This window comes from Streptomyces sp. 4N124 (assembly GCF_052245395.1).
Lineage (GTDB): Bacteria > Actinomycetota > Actinomycetes > Streptomycetales > Streptomycetaceae > Streptomyces.
This window is the reverse complement of sequence record NZ_JBQQBS010000029.1, coordinates 1-14992: the sequence shown is the minus strand read 5'-3', so window position 1 is coordinate 14992 and position 14992 is coordinate 1. Positions and strand designations below refer to the sequence as shown.

The window sequence follows — 14992 nt, the reverse complement described above, 5'->3', positions numbered from 1 at the left end:
ATGCCCGACGTCCTCGTGGAGGATGTCGACGACGCCCCCGCGGCAGCTTTGCCGCGGGGGCGTCGTCGCTCCGCAGCCAGGCGTCCGGGGTCAGGGGTGCCGCACAATGGTCCGGTGATCGACGATGCTGCGCCGACAGCGGCCCAACTGCCGCCCCCGTTAGTCCAGGACGAAGAGTTGACCGGCCATTCCGTGGTGGCCAACAACGTCATGAACCGCGAACGGGTCCTGGCGGGCGTCAACAGCTACAGTCGCGAACTCGGCTTCGATCCCGCCGAGTTCCTGTCCAGCCACGGCCCCGCCCCGTCCTGGCTGGACATGTGCAGCGGAGAAGGGCTTGCCCTCCACGCGGCGGCGCGGCTGCTTCCGCAGGCCACCATCACCGGCGTCGACCTGGTTGGCCCGCTGCTGCCACCGGCGCTGCTCGACGGTCTCGAACTCATCACCGCAGACCTCGGCCGGTGGTCCCCGGAGCGCCGCTATGACCTGATCACCTGCGTCCACGGGCTGCACTACGTCGGTGACCGGCTCTCCCTGCTGGAGCGGGCCGCTTCGTGGCTCACCGAAACCGGCGTGCTGGTCGCTCATCTCGACCCCTCGACCCTGCGGCGCCTCGACGGCAGCGACCTCTCCCGGCCGATCCTGCGGGCATTGCGCGCCGCCGGCTTCCACTACTCGGCCCGCGACCATCGCCTCAGCCTGCGGGGCGGGCGCCGCGTCGCCCTGCCCTTCACCTACCTCGGCGCCGACCCACACGCCGGCCCCAACTACACGGGCCAGCCGGCCGTCGCGTCGTACTACCGCCCCCACGGCAGTTGACCACCACCCGTCGACAACTGCAGAGCATCAGGGCCGGCGATAGATCGTGATCGAGTGCCCGACCTCGTCCACCGCCCTGCTGCTGTCGATCAGCGCGGCCAGCGGGCCCTCTGCGGTGGCGGCCGCGGTGTCCGACACGACGAGCAGTCCGCGGACCTTGCCCGGGGGGACCGTCAACGGGTCGGAGGCGTGGATGCCGTAGTAGGAGGGCTCGCCGCTGCCCTTGTAGACCAGCCAGACCGTCTCGTGCGGGTAGCGCTGCCGCAGGCGCTCGGCGAGCCGGGCGAGATCCTGGCCCCAGTCGACGTTCGAGTCGTGCAGCCACAGGTGGGTTTTCGCAGGACCGCCGAACGCCTCGTTCGCATACGGCAGGTAATACGGGTACGTGCTGAGCGAGCTGACGCCGACGAACACGACGAGCGTCGCCGTTACGGCGTACGCCCACCGCCGCCGGACGGCGATCACGGCCGCCGCCGCGACGGCGAGGAAGAACGGCACGAAGATCGCGTACCGGACGCCGAGGTCGCGGTCGCCGGTCATGGCCGAGGCGAGCAGAACGGCTGTGGGAAGCAGCACGTACGGGACCGCGGGCCGCAGTCGCCGGATCGCACACAGTCCCGCAGCACCGGCCGCCCACAGGGCGAGCATGCCGAGCGGCGTCTTCACCAGCAGGGCGGCCGGCAGGTAGTACCAGAGCGCGCCGTTGTAGGGCCGGCCATAGAGGAAGCCGTCCCGCACCACGATCTCCGCCTTGCCGAACTGGAGCAGCATCCCGTCCCGGTACTCGCGGGGGAGTGGCAGCAGGTCGGCGGCGAGGGCCCGCAGCCCGTGCACCTTGGGCATATCGGCTGGCGCGGTCCAGTGCAGCCGCGGGTCGACGATGAGATAGGAGGCCCACACCACGGCGACCGCGATCAGCGCCATCCCGGCCGCCCACGCGACTCCCAGTGCGAGCGGCCGTGCCATGCGGCGCGGGGCGTGCCGGGGTGCGCGCCGGGCCGCCAGGACGGACAGTACGGCGAGGAGGAGCACCACGGGAACAGCCGGCAGCGTGGTCATCTTGGTGGCCAGGGCCGCGCCGAGCGCGGCCCCCGCCAGCGGGAGGTACACCCCCGGTCGGCGGCGCGCCCGCCAGGTGAGCCAGACCGACGTCAGCACGAAGCCCGCCGCGGGCACGTCGAGGGTGGCCAGTGACCCGTGGGCGATGACGTCGGGCGAGAAGGCGTACAACGCGAGCGCCGCCAGGGCGCCCACGCGGCCGGTGAGATCGCGGGCGAACGCGCAGACGACCAGCCCGAACAGCAACGTCAGCACGATCATCGGCGTACGGGCCCACAGCATCAGCCGCTGCGCGTCGTTGCCGGTCTCGAACAGCAGATGGCGTCCCAGCCTGCTCTGGTCACCGGGAAAGCCCTGCTTGAGATGCGGGTCGGCGACGAGCACGCCGGTCGCGATGATGAGCTTGCCCAGCGGCGGATGCTCCGGGTTGTACCGCAGGCTGTGCTCTTTGAGATAGACGGTGGCCGTGCCGACGTACACCGGTTCGTCGGTGGTCGGGGACTGCTCTCTGGCCGTGGTGACCATCGCCACCGCCATCTGGGCGAGGAGCGCCACGACGGCGAGCACGAACACCAGCTGTCGGTGCCGGCGCAACGCGGCGAAGCGCTCCGCGGGTCTTCGGGGCCTCCCGTCGCGCTCGGTGGCGCTGTCGGCGGTTTCCGTCTGCACGGCCCCAGAGCCCGACCCGGCGGCGCGCGTTCGCGCCGCCGGGCCCTGGATCGCTCGGGGGTCGCTCCGGGCAGCTCTCACCCCTTGCGGACCAGCTTCTTCAGTCTCGACATCGTCGACACCTTCGGCGCGCTCTCGTACGCCTTCTTCAGCTGCGCGAAGTGGTCGGCGCGGGTGCGGCTGAGGTATTCGTCGGTCTGCAGCGGCCTGGCGATCGACCAGGCCCTCTTGTGCTGGCCGTCGTAGTGGCAGACGAACGCCTTGGAGAACTCCAGCACGGACTTGAAGGGGATGCCGCCGGTGTGGTCGCGGTCGACGCGCTCCTGGACGGCGGAGATCAGCTTCAGCTTCTCGTCGACCGAGTAGTCGTCCTCGGTGATCCGGTGCATCACGTCCGTGGGGATCGGCTTGGTCACCTCGAAGGCGAGGGTGGAGCGGATCGGCGGGCCCGCGATCTCGATGTACGGCAGCAGGGCGCCCGTGCTGTGGTGCAGCCAGGGCAGACGCGGTCCCGCGAAGTCCTGGTGGAGGACGACCGTGCCGGGCTGCATGCGGCTCAGGAACCGCTCCGACACGCACTTGAAGACCTTGGCCGTCTTGGCTATGTCGATGTGCAGGAACTCGACCGGGGTGGTGTCCGACGGGTCCGAGGTCTGCCACAGGTCGCCGGCGTGGATCTCCAGGAAGGGAAGGAAGGGGTCCAGACGGCGCCTGAAGTCGTCCAGGAACGAGTCGTCGTCCTCCGGCTTGTGCCCGGAGTCGAAGAACTTCTCCGTGGCGTACGTGCCCTTGCCGACCCGGAAGAAGTCGTACGCGTGCAGCCGTCCCGTCTTCTCGTCGAAGGCCGGGTTCTCCTGCAGGCCCATCGCAAGCGCGTACGTCGATCCGCCGCCGCCGGAGCCCAGTTCGACGATCCGGCCCTTGCCGGTGAGGTGATGCCGCCCCACGAGGTAGAGGAACTGCAGCTCCCACTGACTGCACTGGGTGTAGGGCAGGTCGTCCGGCAGCTTGACGCTGTCGAACATGGAGTAGAGCCGGCCGAGCGTCGTCATGAGTGCCTCACGGTGTTCGAATCAGGCGGTGCCCGTGATCCTAGAGTTCACGGGCACCGCCTCACCATGGAATCCGCGGAGTAGCTGGGTGGCCTGTCGGCGTTTCCCCCGCGTTGTCTCCGCGTTCACTCCTGATTCGCTCAGCGCTTCACGGCCTTCTTCAGAGCCCGGGCCTTGCGCACCACCCGACGTGCCGTCGCGTTGCGCGGCAGGAAGGACAGGCGCTCCGGGATGCCGCCGGGCAGGCCCAGCGAGGTGAGTCGCTTGCGCTTGAAGTAGCGCTGGGTGCGTGGGCCGAAGTGCTCGGAGAGGTAGCGCTCCGCGACCGGGCGCAGGCTCGCGTAGATCTGCGGCTGCATGGTGAACCCTATGGCGGTGACCAGGGCCCACAGCGTGTCCGCGGGGACGGTCTCCTCGCCCTTGCGGTTCTCCAGGTCCGGCAGCACCGCGTCGGCCAGCACCGCGGGGACACGGTTGCTGTTCTGGTACGGCGTCAGCCGCTCCAGGAGCGGCTCGGTGCCGATGCGGGCGACCGGGAGGTCGTAGAACGCGGAGGCGGTGAACAGCGCCGTCGAGAAGCAGCCGACGACCAGTCCGGGCCGGGACTTCTCGAACAGCACCTCGGCGAGGACGGGTGTGTCCAGGACGGTGAGGTCGACGCCGAGCTTCTCGGCCTCGGTCTCCAGGATCCGGCTGTAGCGGGCCGGTGCGGTGGGGTGCGGCTTGAAGACGATCGAGCGGTGCCCGCGCGCCACGGCTCCGCGCATCATCCGCACATGCAGCTCCTCTTCCTCCTTGGAGGAGAGGATGTTCAGCGCGGACAGGTACTGGCCGAGCAGCAGCGCCGCGTTGTCCGGCAGGACCGGCAACTCCGGTACGACGCCGCCGAGTCCGCTGAGCACCTTCAGGAACGCGGGCGCCGGCACGACCTGCGCCGGGACGTCGAACTCGGTCAGCAGCATCGGCGTCAGACCGGGCACCAGGTCCAGGTGCAGCAGGCGCCGTACCCGGGTGCCGACCAGCGGGTCCAGCTTGTTGCGGGTGGGGCCGTAGCTCATCAGGCCGTCGGCGTAGACGTCGATCGGGGCGCCGGTGAACAGCTGGGCCAGTGTGAGCGCCGGGCTGACCTGGATGGACTCCAGGACCAGCTCCACCCGGTCCTCGCCCAAGTCCCACAGCAGCCGCAGATACCGCTCGAACAACGGGATGTCGTCCGGGCGCGGCGTCCAGACACCGGGGTGGAAGGGCTTGATGGCCTCGTTGTAGGACAGCACGCCGTCGAAGTGGTCGCGCAGCGACTCGAAGCCCGGCATCTCGTCGACGGCGGGTGTGGTCTCCGGCGTCCCGGCGTTGTTGAACACCAGCAGCAGTCGGCGGTCCGCCTCGGCGAAGCAGTCCGAGTCGAGCGCGGCGGCCAGCGTGGCCGCTCCGTACAGCGTCGAGGCGCAGAAGATCTGGGTCGTACGGGAGGACGAGGACATCAGGCGGCCGCCTTCGCAGTGGTGACCCTGCGCCGCAGCCGCCGCAGCTTGCTGGCCCGGCGCAGGTCCATCGTGTCGAGCACATCGACGAGCTGGTCCTGCGGCATGCGCTTGATCGCCGCGGCGGACATCGCCCGCAGCTGCTTGGCCACCTCCGGCTCGAACTTCTCGATCTCGGACAGGTGGTGGGCGATGATCGCGCAGTACGTCCGCACCGCCTTCGGCAGCAGACGCTCGGCGTCCTGGTCGGCCGCCGTCTCCTCAATCACCTGGTCGAAGGCACGGATGAAGTCGAGTTGACGGACATCACCGATCTGAGTGAGAGAGGAAGCGACCCCGCGCCGGTAGAAGACACCCAGCAGACCGACCACGGCGAACGACTCCGCCTCGCGGTGCAGCTTCCAGATCCACGGCCGGTCCTCGGCGGTGCGCAGCCCGTGCGTGAAGTGCAGCAGACCCTTGTCCAGCAGCCGGCGGTGGTAGGCGCCGGCCCAGGCGTAGGCGTAGTCCACGGAGGTCGTGCGGTCGACGGGGAGGATCGCCTCGCGCGGGTTGAGCACCTCGTTACGGCGGCCGTGCGGGTGTCGGTGCACCGAGCGGGCGCGGGCGGTGGCCTGGACGTGGTCCGTCCGAATGAAGTCGCAGCCCAGCTCCTCGATGGCCGAGACCAGGTCGGAGAGGTAGCCGGGGGCGATCCAGTCGTCGCCGTCGAGGAAGGTCAGATATTCGCCGGTCGCCGCGTCGAGGCCCGTGTTGCGCGCGGTGGCCAGCCCTCCGTTCTCCTCGTGGCGGATGAAGCGCACCTGGGCGACGTCCGAGAGTTCCTCGGCGGCCCGTTCGAGAATCGCGGGGGTTTCGTCCTTGGATTTGTCGTCGACCAGGATGAACTCGAAGTCGCGCCTGGCGTTCGCGCGCAGGCTTCTGAGCATGTCGGGGGCGTATTGCTGCACGTTGTAGAACGGCACGATCACGGAAAGCTTTGGCACCTGCGAAAGCCTAGGGGGCTCACCGGCGGCAGAACTTTCTGGTGATCGTACTACAGGTGAACTCAGTGTGTCGGAACGGTGCATACCAAGTACTTCCGCAGGTCTGACGGGCCAGTTCGGTTGTCGTGGTGCTGTTGTTAACCTTTTGTTGAGTCGCGGTTGGGCTATACATAGGAAATGCTTCCTAGCGTCTTCGGCGTGCCAGCAAGTACCAGCAAGCCCCCGCGGATCGCCGTGCTCGCGGACTCAGACACCCGCTGGAAATGGGGTGCTTTGACCGCGGGTCGTATCGCTCCGGGCCCGTCCATGGAAACCGGACCGCGAGGCGACACGCAAGTTGCCCCTGCCCTGAGCGGATTTCTGCTACGCGGCCGGGCCACCCCAACCGCCCGCCAGCTGGCGGAAGTCGGCGTCCAGGCCGACTCCCTGCGGGAGGTGACAGCCGTCGAGTTCCTGCGTGCCATGGACCAGGAGGAGTACGACATCGTCGTGCTCGCCCTCGTCGGCGGCGGTGTCCAGGCGATGCTGCACGGTCTCAAGCGAGTGTGGGAGGGCCGCCCGAAGCGTCCCGTCGTCGTCACCGGCTATGTCGGAGTCGTCTACGAGAAGCTCGCCGACGGCCTGCTGCTGCGGCACGGCGCGGACCTCGTCCTCGCCAACTCCCGCCAGGACGCGGACCGTTTCCGGGGTGTGTACGACGGTGTGGGCGCCGACTCCTCGTCGGTCACCGAAGTCGCCCTGCCGTTCCTGGGCGGTGCTGCCTACACGGGTGAACACGAGCCGTACACCGTGGTGTTCGCCGCGCAGCCCTCGGTCCCGGAGAGCCGCAAGGACCGTACGTACCTGCTGGACCGGCTGATTCAGCACGCCCGCAAGCACCCCGAGCGCGAGGTGCTGCTCAAGCTGCGCTCCAAGCCGGGCGAACACACCACGCACATCGAGGAGTTGCCCTACCAGAAGCTGGCGCAGAAGACCGATCTGCCCGCCAACTTCCGCCTGGTGTACGGGCACATGGGCGAGGTCCTCGACCGCACCGACCTGATGGTCACGGTCAGTTCCACGGCGGCGCTGGAAGCCCTGCACCGACGCATTCCCACGGTCATCCTCACCGATCTGGGTGTACGCGAGATGCTGGGCAATCACCATTTCGTGGGGTCCGGCTGCCTCGCCTCCTGGGACCAGCTCGACGAGGGACACCGGCCCACCCCGGACGAGGAGTGGGTGTCCCGGCAGGGCGTCGCGGCCGACGGCTCGTATGAGACCGCGTTCGACGCCGCCCGCGAACGGATCGCCAAGCTGCTCTCCTCGCCCGAACTGCCGCCCCTCACCCCGTACTACACACCGGCGACCGCGCCCGGCTATCTGCCCGGCATACTCGCCCGCCACCACCTCGGCCCGGACGGCAGCCCGCTGCCCGGCGCTCCCGCCGCCGACAAGGATCCCGGCCCGGTCCGGCAGATCGTGCGCCGGGCGGCGCGCGGCGCCTACCGGCACGGCGTCCAGCGGGTCGCGCCCGTGATCCGGCGCATGGGGGAGCTGTGAGCGACCCGACCGGGGCGCCGGGGCGCGTCCCGCACCCCTCGCGAGCAAATGCGGGGCCTTCGCAGGACAACCAAGGCCCTTCGCAAGAAGTCCAAGGAGTTATGTCCATGTCCAACTCGCCAGCAGACCGAGGCGCCTCAGTGCGCCGGGTGCTCGCTGTGATCCCCGCGCGTGGCGGCTCCAAGGGCGTGCCCGCGAAGAATCTCGCACCCGTCGGCGGCGTGCCGCTGGTGGCCCGTGCGGTACGCGAATGCCGTGCCGCGCGACTGGTGACCGACGTCGTCGTCTCCACCGACGACCAGGCGATCGCGGCCGCGGCCCGGCAGGCGGGCGCCGAGGTCGTGCTCCGCCCGGCCGCCATCGCCGGCGACACGGCGACCTCCGAGGCCGCCGTGCTGCACGCCATGGACGCGCACGAGGCGCTGCACGGGTCCTCGGTGGACGTGGTGATGCTGGTGCAGTGCACCAGCCCGTTCATCGCCCGGGAGGACGTGGACGGCGTCGCCGCGGCGATCCTCGACAACGGCGCGGACACCGCGGTGACCGTGGCCGCGTTCCACGGGTTCATCTGGCGGGACGGCGACGAGGGCGCGGACGACGGCGGCCACGGCGTCAACCACGACAAGTCCTTCCGCCCGCGCCGCCAGGACCGCCCCCAGGACTTCCTGGAGACCGGCGCCGCCTACGCGATGGACGCGGCCGGCTTCCGCAAGCACCAGCACCGCTTCTTCGGCCGCACCGAGCTGGTCCGCACGGACCCCGCCCGCGTGCTGGAGATCGACGACCACCACGAGCTGGCCCGCGCCCGCGCGCTGGCCCCCCTCTTCGACGCGGACCGCCCCGGTGCGCTGCCGACCGCCGCCGACATCGACGCGGTCGTCCTTGACTTCGACGGCACCCAGACCGATGACCGGGTGCTGATCGACGCTGATGGAAAGGAGTTCGTCTCCGTGCACCGCGGAGACGGCCTCGGCATCGCGGCCCTGCGCAAGTCGGGCCTGAAGATGCTGATCCTGTCCACGGAGCAGAACCCGGTCGTCGCGGCCCGGGCCCGGAAGCTGCAGATTCCGGTCCTGCACGGCATCGACCGGAAAGACCTCGCGCTGAAGCAGTGGTGCGAGGAGCAGGGCATCGCGCCTGAGCGCGTGCTCTACGTCGGCAACGACGTCAACGACCTCCCGTGCTTCGCCCTCGTGGGCTGGCCCGTGGCGGTCGCGAGCGCCCACGACGTCGTGCGCGGCGCCGCACGCGCGGTCACCACCGTCCCCGGCGGCGACGGCGCGATCCGAGAGATCGCCAGCTGGATCCTCGGCCCCTCTCTCGATTCCCTCACCAAGTAAGGAAAGCCATGAGCACCAACACCCGCATCCGTTCGTTCGGTTCGCGCGAGGTCGGCCCCGGTAAGCCCGTCTACGTCTGCGGCGAGATCGGCATCAACCACAACGGTGAGCTGGAGAACGCCTTCAAGCTGATCGACGTGGCCGCCGAGGCCGGCTGTGACGCGGTGAAGTTCCAGAAGCGCACCCCGGAGATCTGCACCCCGCGCGACCAGTGGGACATCGAGCGCGACACCCCCTGGGGCCGGATGACCTACATCGACTACCGCCACCGCGTGGAGTTCGGCGAGGACGAGTACCGCCAGATCGACGAGTACTGCAAGTCCAAGAACATCGCCTGGTTCGCCTCCCCGTGGGACACCGAGGCCGTCGCCTTCCTCGAGAAGTTCAACGTCCCCGCCCACAAGGTCGCCTCCGCGTCCCTCACGGACGACGAGCTGCTGAAGGCGCTGCGTGCCACCGGCCGCGCGGTCATCCTCTCCACCGGCATGTCGACCCCGAAGCAGATCCGCCACGCGGTCGAGGTCCTCGGCTCGGACAACATCCTCATGTGCCACGCCACCTCGACCTACCCGGCGAAGGCCGAGGAGCTCAACCTCCGCGTGATCAACACGCTGGAGAAGGAGTACCCGAACGTCCCGATCGGCTACTCCGGCCACGAGACCGGCCTGCAGACCACCCTCGCCGCGGTCGCCCTGGGCGCCACCTTCGTCGAGCGTCACATCACCCTCGACCGCGCGATGTGGGGCTCCGACCAGGCCGCCTCCGTCGAGCCGCAGGGCCTCACGCGCCTCGTCCGTGACATCCGCACCATCGAGGCCTCCCTCGGTGACGGTGTCAAGAAGGTCTACGAGTCCGAGCTGGGCCCGATGAAGAAGCTGCGCCGCGTCAACGGCGTCGTCGCCGAGGCGGAGATCGCCGCCGCCGCGGGCGAGCCGGTCCAGGTCTGATCCCCCTCAGACAGCGATTCGGGGCGGACACCGGCCGGTGTCCGCCCCGAACGCCCCCCAGAACGCTTAGAGTTCGCAGCGCGCACACAGCGCCTTACGACGGGACGGTCGTTCGCCGATGAGCCCCCGTGCCGGGTCAGCCGGCCTGAAGACTCTCGCTTTCGTGGAGAGTCCGGTACAGCTCCTGAACGTGCTGGAGTGGGCGCATGCCCAGGCCCCGCCCACCCAGGAGGGCCCCGACGCGGGGCTCACCCTGGTGGTCCTGTCCCCGATCGACCCGATGACCCGCGGCCAGCTGCGACGCATGTCCGAGCTGGCCCGCCAGGAGGGCCACGAGGTCCGCTGGGAGGAGGCGCGGGGCGGCGCCATGGCGCCGTTCCAGACCATCGGCGGTCTGACGGGCATGCTCCGCCGGGCCGACCGGGTCGTTCTGGGGGACCCCTTCTCCCGTTACGTCCAGCTGCTGCTGACCATCACCAAGGCACGTGACCTGGTGGTCGTCGACGACGGCACGGCGACGATGGAGTTCGTCGCCCAGCTGGCCAGCGGTGAGCGCCTGGTGCGCTGGCACCGCAAGGGCGGCCGCCCCGGGCCCAGGGACCTGATCTTCGCCCCGGTGTCGTCCTCGGCCCGCCGCCGCCTCACGCCCAGCCAGAAGCGCCGGGTGGAGATCTTCTCGTCCATGCCGATGGAGGAGACCCCGGCCGGCGTGACGGTCACCGCCAACACCTTCGCCTGGACCCGCGCCCGCTTCGGCCCGCCCCGCATCGCCAAGGGCGCGGACATGGTCGGTACGTCCCTGGTCGAGACCGGCGTCGTGGACAACGACCGATATCTGGAGGCCGTCCGCTCCCTCGCCAAGGCCCACGGCGCCACCCGCTACTTCGCCCACCGCCGGGAGGGCACGGAGAAGCTCCACCGGCTGGCCGTCGAGACGGGACTGGAGATCGTACGGCCGGACCTTCCGCTGGAGCTGATCGCCCGCCGGGGCCCGATCGGACGGACGATCCTCAGCTTCCCCTCCACCGTCGTCCACACCCTGCCGCTCGCCCTGTCCGGCACGGAGGTCCGGGTCGCCGTGTGCGACATCGACCCCGCCTGGCTGACGGAAAGCGCCTCGCCCCGCGCCCAGGGCTTCCTGTCCGGCGTCACCGGCACGGCACGGGACGTGCACCGGCTGTCGGCGGTCACGGTGGTGTGACGTCGGCGGCCGGCACGGGGCTGTTGAGCTATGCCGGCGTCCGGGCCGGCTCGCCCCGTGGGCAGAGGCTTTTGTCGGGTGACGGGCACGCACGGGATGTGCACCGGTTGTCGGCGGTCACGGCGGTGTGACGTCGGCGGCCGGCACGGGTGTGTGTGATGTACGCGGTCGATACGGCCGTGTGCGCTACGCCGGCTTGCGGGCCAGCAGGAACGCGCGGGGGCGGCTCTCGTCCTCGTGCGGTTCGCGTACGACGCGTGCGCGGACGTCGAGGCCCGCCTTGGCCAGGTGGTCCGCCACCGTCTCCGGGGTGCGCCAGTAGCAGTCGAGCGCGATCTCCTGCCCGAAGCGTTCCGTGAGGTGCTCGGAGCCGTCGTGCTCGCCGGTCTGGAAGGCGAGCAGCACATGGCCGCCGGGGACCAGGACGCGATGGAACTCCGCGAACGTCGTCGGCAGATGATCGTCGGGGATGTGGATCACCGAGTAGAGCGCGACGATGCCGCCCAGGGTCTCGTCCGGAAGGTCCAGCGACGTCATCGAGCCCACGTGGAAACGGAGTTCGGGGTACGTCCGGGTGGCCAGCGACACCATGCGCGGCGAGAGGTCGATGCCGAACACCGGCAGGCCGAGGTCGTTCAGGCGGGCGGTCACGGCACCCGGGCCGCTGCCGATGTCGGCCACGGGATGCGGCGCGGCGCCCTTCACCAGGTCGGCGAAACCGGTGAGCAGGGCCCGGTCCAGGGGCAGGTCGGCCAGATGGTCGGCGTGACGTTCGCTGTACGGGCCCGCTATGGCGTCGTACGAGGTCCGGGTCGCGTGGAGGAAAGTGGGGGTTTCGGGGTTCACGGGGCGCACGCTAGCGGGGGCGGGCGGGGTCGGGGGCCCGGTTTGGCTGACCGCTGCTTGTCCGGTGCCGGCTGTTTCCCGGCCGCCCGCTTACCGGTCGCGGGCGTGCTTGGTGCGTGCGTGCCTGGTGGGGGCGTGGTCGCGGGGGCGCCGAGTGTCGGTCGTGCGCCGGGTGGAGCTGCGGTCGGGGGGCCGTGGGGGCGTGGTCGGGGCCCAGGTCGGGCGGGGTGTGCCGGGCTCGGGCCGCCGTTCCGACAGGTGAACAGAACCGCCGGGGGCGCGGCGGGCGTGGTATCCGTGGAGAGTGGTAACCGGGATCTCATGATCCACTCGGCCGGAAGTCGGACGAGTTTACCCATCTCAGTCGATAGCCATGCGTCTGGCGGCCAGATTTTCTTCCCCTAACGGGTTGAACTTTTGTTGATCGTGGGTCAGTTGGCCACCCGGGCGTCCTACCCTTCAGAGGGTGAAGCAACTGATGTCACTGGAGTCCGAGGCCGATCTCCCCGGGGAAGCCGTGCTCGCCGGCACGCTGTCCGAGGCGCTGCGTGCCGAACTCGTCGCCTTCCGGCGCGACTTGCACATGCATCCGGAGCTCGGCAACCAGGAGTTCCGCACCACCGCGGCCATCAAGGCACGGCTCGAGAAGGCCGGCCTCGCCCCGCGCGTGCTGGCCATCGGGACCGGGCTCGTGTGCGACATCGGCGACTGGGACGGCGTACGCCCCATGCTCGCGCTGCGCGCCGACATCGACGCGCTGCCCATTCCGGACACGAAGAGTGAGTGCTCGTACCGCTCGACCGTGCCCGATCGGGCGCATGCGTGCGGGCACGATGTGCATACGACCGTCGTGCTGGGCGCCGGGCTCGTGCTGGCCGAGCTGCACCGGCAGGGGAAGCTGCCGCGGCCCGTGCGGCTGCTCTTCCAGCCCGCCGAGGAGGTGCTGCCCGGTGGTGCCGCCGATGCCATCGAGTGCGGCGTGCTGGACGGCGTGGGGCGGATCATCGCCGTGCACTGCGATCCCCGCGTGGACGCCGGGAGGATCGGGCTGCGGGCCGGGGCCATCACGTCGGCGTGCGACCGGCTGGAGATCGCTCTGGATGGGCCGGGTGGGCATACCGCTCGGCCCCATCTGACTACTGATCTCGTGACTGCGGCGGCTCGGGTTGTCACTGATGTGCCCGCTCTTGTTTCGCGGCGGGTCGACTCCCGCAGTGGGCTCGCCGTGACCTGGGGGCGGGTCGAGGCCGGGCACGCGCCGAACGTCATCCCGCAGCACGCCGAACTGTCCGGGACCGTGCGGTGCCTGGACATCGAGGCGTGGCGGCAGGCTCCGGACATCGTGCACGCGGCGATCGACGAGATCGCCAACCTGTACCGGGCCAAGTCCGAGATCAACTACGTGCGGGGCGTGCCGCCCGTCGTCAACGACGCGGGCGTCACCGAGCTGCTCCGGGACGCCATGGTCGCGCGGCGCGGTGTCGAGGCCGTGGAGGACACCGAGCAGAGTCTCGGTGGCGAGGACTTCTCGTGGTACCTGGAGCATGTGCCGGGCGCCATGGCCCGGCTCGGGGTGCGGACGCCGGGGGAGCGGACCGTGCGCGATCTGCATCAGGGGGACTTCGACGCCGACGAGTCGGCGATCACGGTGGGCGTGGAGCTGTTCACCGCGGCCGCGTTGCTTGAGGGTGGGGTGTAGGGCGCGCCTGGCGGTTCGTTCCGGTTGCGGCCCGGGCGGAGCGGGGGCAGCCTGAGCGCATGGCGTTCATGTCCTGGCGCCATCACGCAGACGGCACCCCCGGTACACGGAGCGTGCGGGACCCATGGGTGCGGTGTCCCAAGAACACCTTTCGATCCGGTGGTTCACAAGGACGTAACCGGCCATCGGCACGAATGGATAACGGCCACGCGAAACCCCGTTCCCAGGAGTGTCTACGCGCGTTACTCTGCGCCGAACTCAGCACCCACTGCGGGGCTTGGAGAATGGGGAACTTCACGATGCGTCGGATATCCAAACTGACCCGCGTCGCGGTGGGGGTCGCGTCGCTCGCACTCGCCGCGACCGCGTGCGGTGGCACGAGCAGTGACAGTGGTGACGAGGCCAAGGAGGATCTGGGTCTCGCCATCGCGTACGACATCGGCGGCAAGGGCGACCAGTCCTTCAACGACGCCGCGTACGCGGGCCTGCAGAAGGCTCAGAAGGAGTTCGGCTACAAGACGGATGACGTCGAGCCGACCGAGGGCGAGACGGATGCGGACAAGGAGCAGCGGCTGTCCTCGCTGGCCAAGCAGGGCTACAACCCGGTGATCGGCATCGGGTTCGCCTACGGTCCCGCGATGGAGGCCGTGGCCTCGAAGTACCCGGACACCACGTTCGGCATCGTGGACTCGGTGGTCGAGGGCGACAATGTCGCGTCCCTCGTCTTCGCCGAGGAGCAGGCCTCCTACCTCGCCGGTGTTGCCGCCGCGAAGGCGACCAAGACCAACACCGTGGGGTTTGTCGGCGGTGTGGACATTCCGCTGATCCACAAGTTCGAGGCCGGTTACAAGCAGGGCGTCGCGGAGACCAACGCGAAGGTCAAGGTCGTCTCGCAGTATCTGACGCAGACGGCCGAGGAGGGTGGCTTCTCCAGCCCCGACAAGGGCAAGGCCGCGGCCGAGGGGCAGATCGAGAAGAAGGCCGACGTTGTCTACCAGGCTGCCGGGCTGTCGGGGCAGGGTGTGATCGAGGCTGCGGCGAAGGCCAAGGTGTGGGCGATCGGGGTCGACTCCGACCAGTACAAGCAGGCGGCGTTGGCGTCGTACAAGAACTCGATCCTTACGTCGGCGCTCAAGGACGTCGGTGGTGCGGTGTACGCGCTGGCGAAGTCGGTCGAGGACGGTAAGCCGCTGAATGGCGTGCAGACGTTCGACCTGAAGGTGAACGGCGTCGGGCTCTCCGAGAGCAACCCGGAGTTCGCGAAGATCGCGGGTCTGTCGGATGCGGTGGCCAAGGCGAAGGCGGGGATCATCGACGGGTCCATCAAGGTCAAGACCGAGTAGTACGCGGT

Annotated in this window: 12 protein-coding genes; 7 read left to right on the top strand and 5 right to left on the bottom strand. The window is 69.7% G+C overall.

Annotated elements, in window-relative coordinates:
• Positions 1-114 precede the first annotated feature (114 nt).
• Positions 115-819, top strand: a complete 705-nt coding sequence (locus tag ACTWQO_RS26870) for a class I SAM-dependent methyltransferase (protein ID WP_443239931.1) — start codon at positions 115-117, stop codon at positions 817-819.
• Between the two features lie 27 nt (positions 820-846).
• On the opposite strand, the gene ACTWQO_RS26865 is transcribed toward ACTWQO_RS26870, so the two are convergent.
• From ACTWQO_RS26865 to ACTWQO_RS26850, 4 genes are all read right to left on the bottom strand, one after another.
• Positions 847-2598 (bottom strand): phospholipid carrier-dependent glycosyltransferase, encoded by a 1752-nt coding sequence (locus tag ACTWQO_RS26865; RefSeq protein WP_443240016.1) that lies wholly within the window; start codon positions 2596-2598, stop codon positions 847-849.
• A 26-nt stretch (positions 2599-2624) separates the two neighbouring features.
• Positions 2625-3599, bottom strand: coding sequence for a hypothetical protein (locus tag ACTWQO_RS26860; protein ID WP_443239930.1), 975 nt, complete (start codon positions 3597-3599; stop codon positions 2625-2627).
• Between the two features lie 140 nt (positions 3600-3739).
• A complete protein-coding gene (locus ACTWQO_RS26855; RefSeq protein WP_443239929.1) occupies positions 3740-5080 on the bottom strand; it encodes an alpha-2,8-polysialyltransferase family protein in 1341 nt (446 codons plus the stop codon).
• A complete protein-coding gene (locus ACTWQO_RS26850) occupies positions 5080-6066 on the bottom strand; it encodes a glycosyltransferase family 2 protein (RefSeq protein ID WP_443239928.1) in 987 nt (328 codons plus the stop codon). The genes ACTWQO_RS26855 and ACTWQO_RS26850 overlap by 1 nt, the downstream gene beginning before the upstream one ends.
• Before the next feature lie 177 nt (positions 6067-6243).
• Here ACTWQO_RS26850 and ACTWQO_RS26845 point away from each other — a divergent pair, with 177 nt between their 5' ends.
• From ACTWQO_RS26845 to ACTWQO_RS26830, 4 genes are all read left to right on the top strand, one after another.
• Entirely contained in the window at positions 6244-7608 is a 1365-nt protein-coding gene (locus ACTWQO_RS26845) for a DUF6716 putative glycosyltransferase (protein WP_443239927.1), read from the top strand.
• 107 nt (positions 7609-7715) lie between these two features.
• Positions 7716-8948 (top strand): cytidylyltransferase domain-containing protein, encoded by a 1233-nt coding sequence (locus ACTWQO_RS26840; RefSeq protein ID WP_443239926.1) that lies wholly within the window; start codon positions 7716-7718, stop codon positions 8946-8948.
• An 8-nt stretch (positions 8949-8956) separates the two neighbouring features.
• The gene (locus ACTWQO_RS26835) at positions 8957-9895 is read left to right on the top strand and encodes an N-acetylneuraminate synthase family protein (protein ID WP_443239925.1); all 939 of its coding nucleotides are present in this window, start codon (positions 8957-8959) and stop codon (positions 9893-9895) included.
• Positions 9896-10013: 118 nt separating this feature from the next.
• On the top strand, positions 10014-11096 hold the full coding sequence (locus ACTWQO_RS26830) for a hypothetical protein (protein WP_443239924.1): 1083 nt from the start codon (positions 10014-10016) through the stop codon (positions 11094-11096).
• A 186-nt stretch (positions 11097-11282) separates the two neighbouring features.
• On the opposite strand, the gene ACTWQO_RS26825 is transcribed toward ACTWQO_RS26830, so the two are convergent.
• A complete protein-coding gene (locus ACTWQO_RS26825; protein WP_443239923.1) occupies positions 11283-11942 on the bottom strand; it encodes a class I SAM-dependent DNA methyltransferase in 660 nt (219 codons plus the stop codon).
• A gap of 478 nt (positions 11943-12420) precedes the next feature.
• Here ACTWQO_RS26825 and ACTWQO_RS26820 point away from each other — a divergent pair, with 478 nt between their 5' ends.
• Together ACTWQO_RS26820 and ACTWQO_RS26815 are read left to right on the top strand one after the other, a co-directional pair.
• The gene (locus tag ACTWQO_RS26820; protein ID WP_443240015.1) at positions 12421-13641 is read left to right on the top strand and encodes a M20 family metallopeptidase; all 1221 of its coding nucleotides are present in this window, start codon (positions 12421-12423) and stop codon (positions 13639-13641) included.
• Positions 13642-13940: 299 nt separating this feature from the next.
• Complete coding sequence (locus ACTWQO_RS26815; protein ID WP_443239922.1) at positions 13941-14984, top strand: BMP family lipoprotein; 1044 nt, start codon at positions 13941-13943, stop codon at positions 14982-14984.
• The last annotated feature ends 8 nt before the right edge of the window (positions 14985-14992 follow it).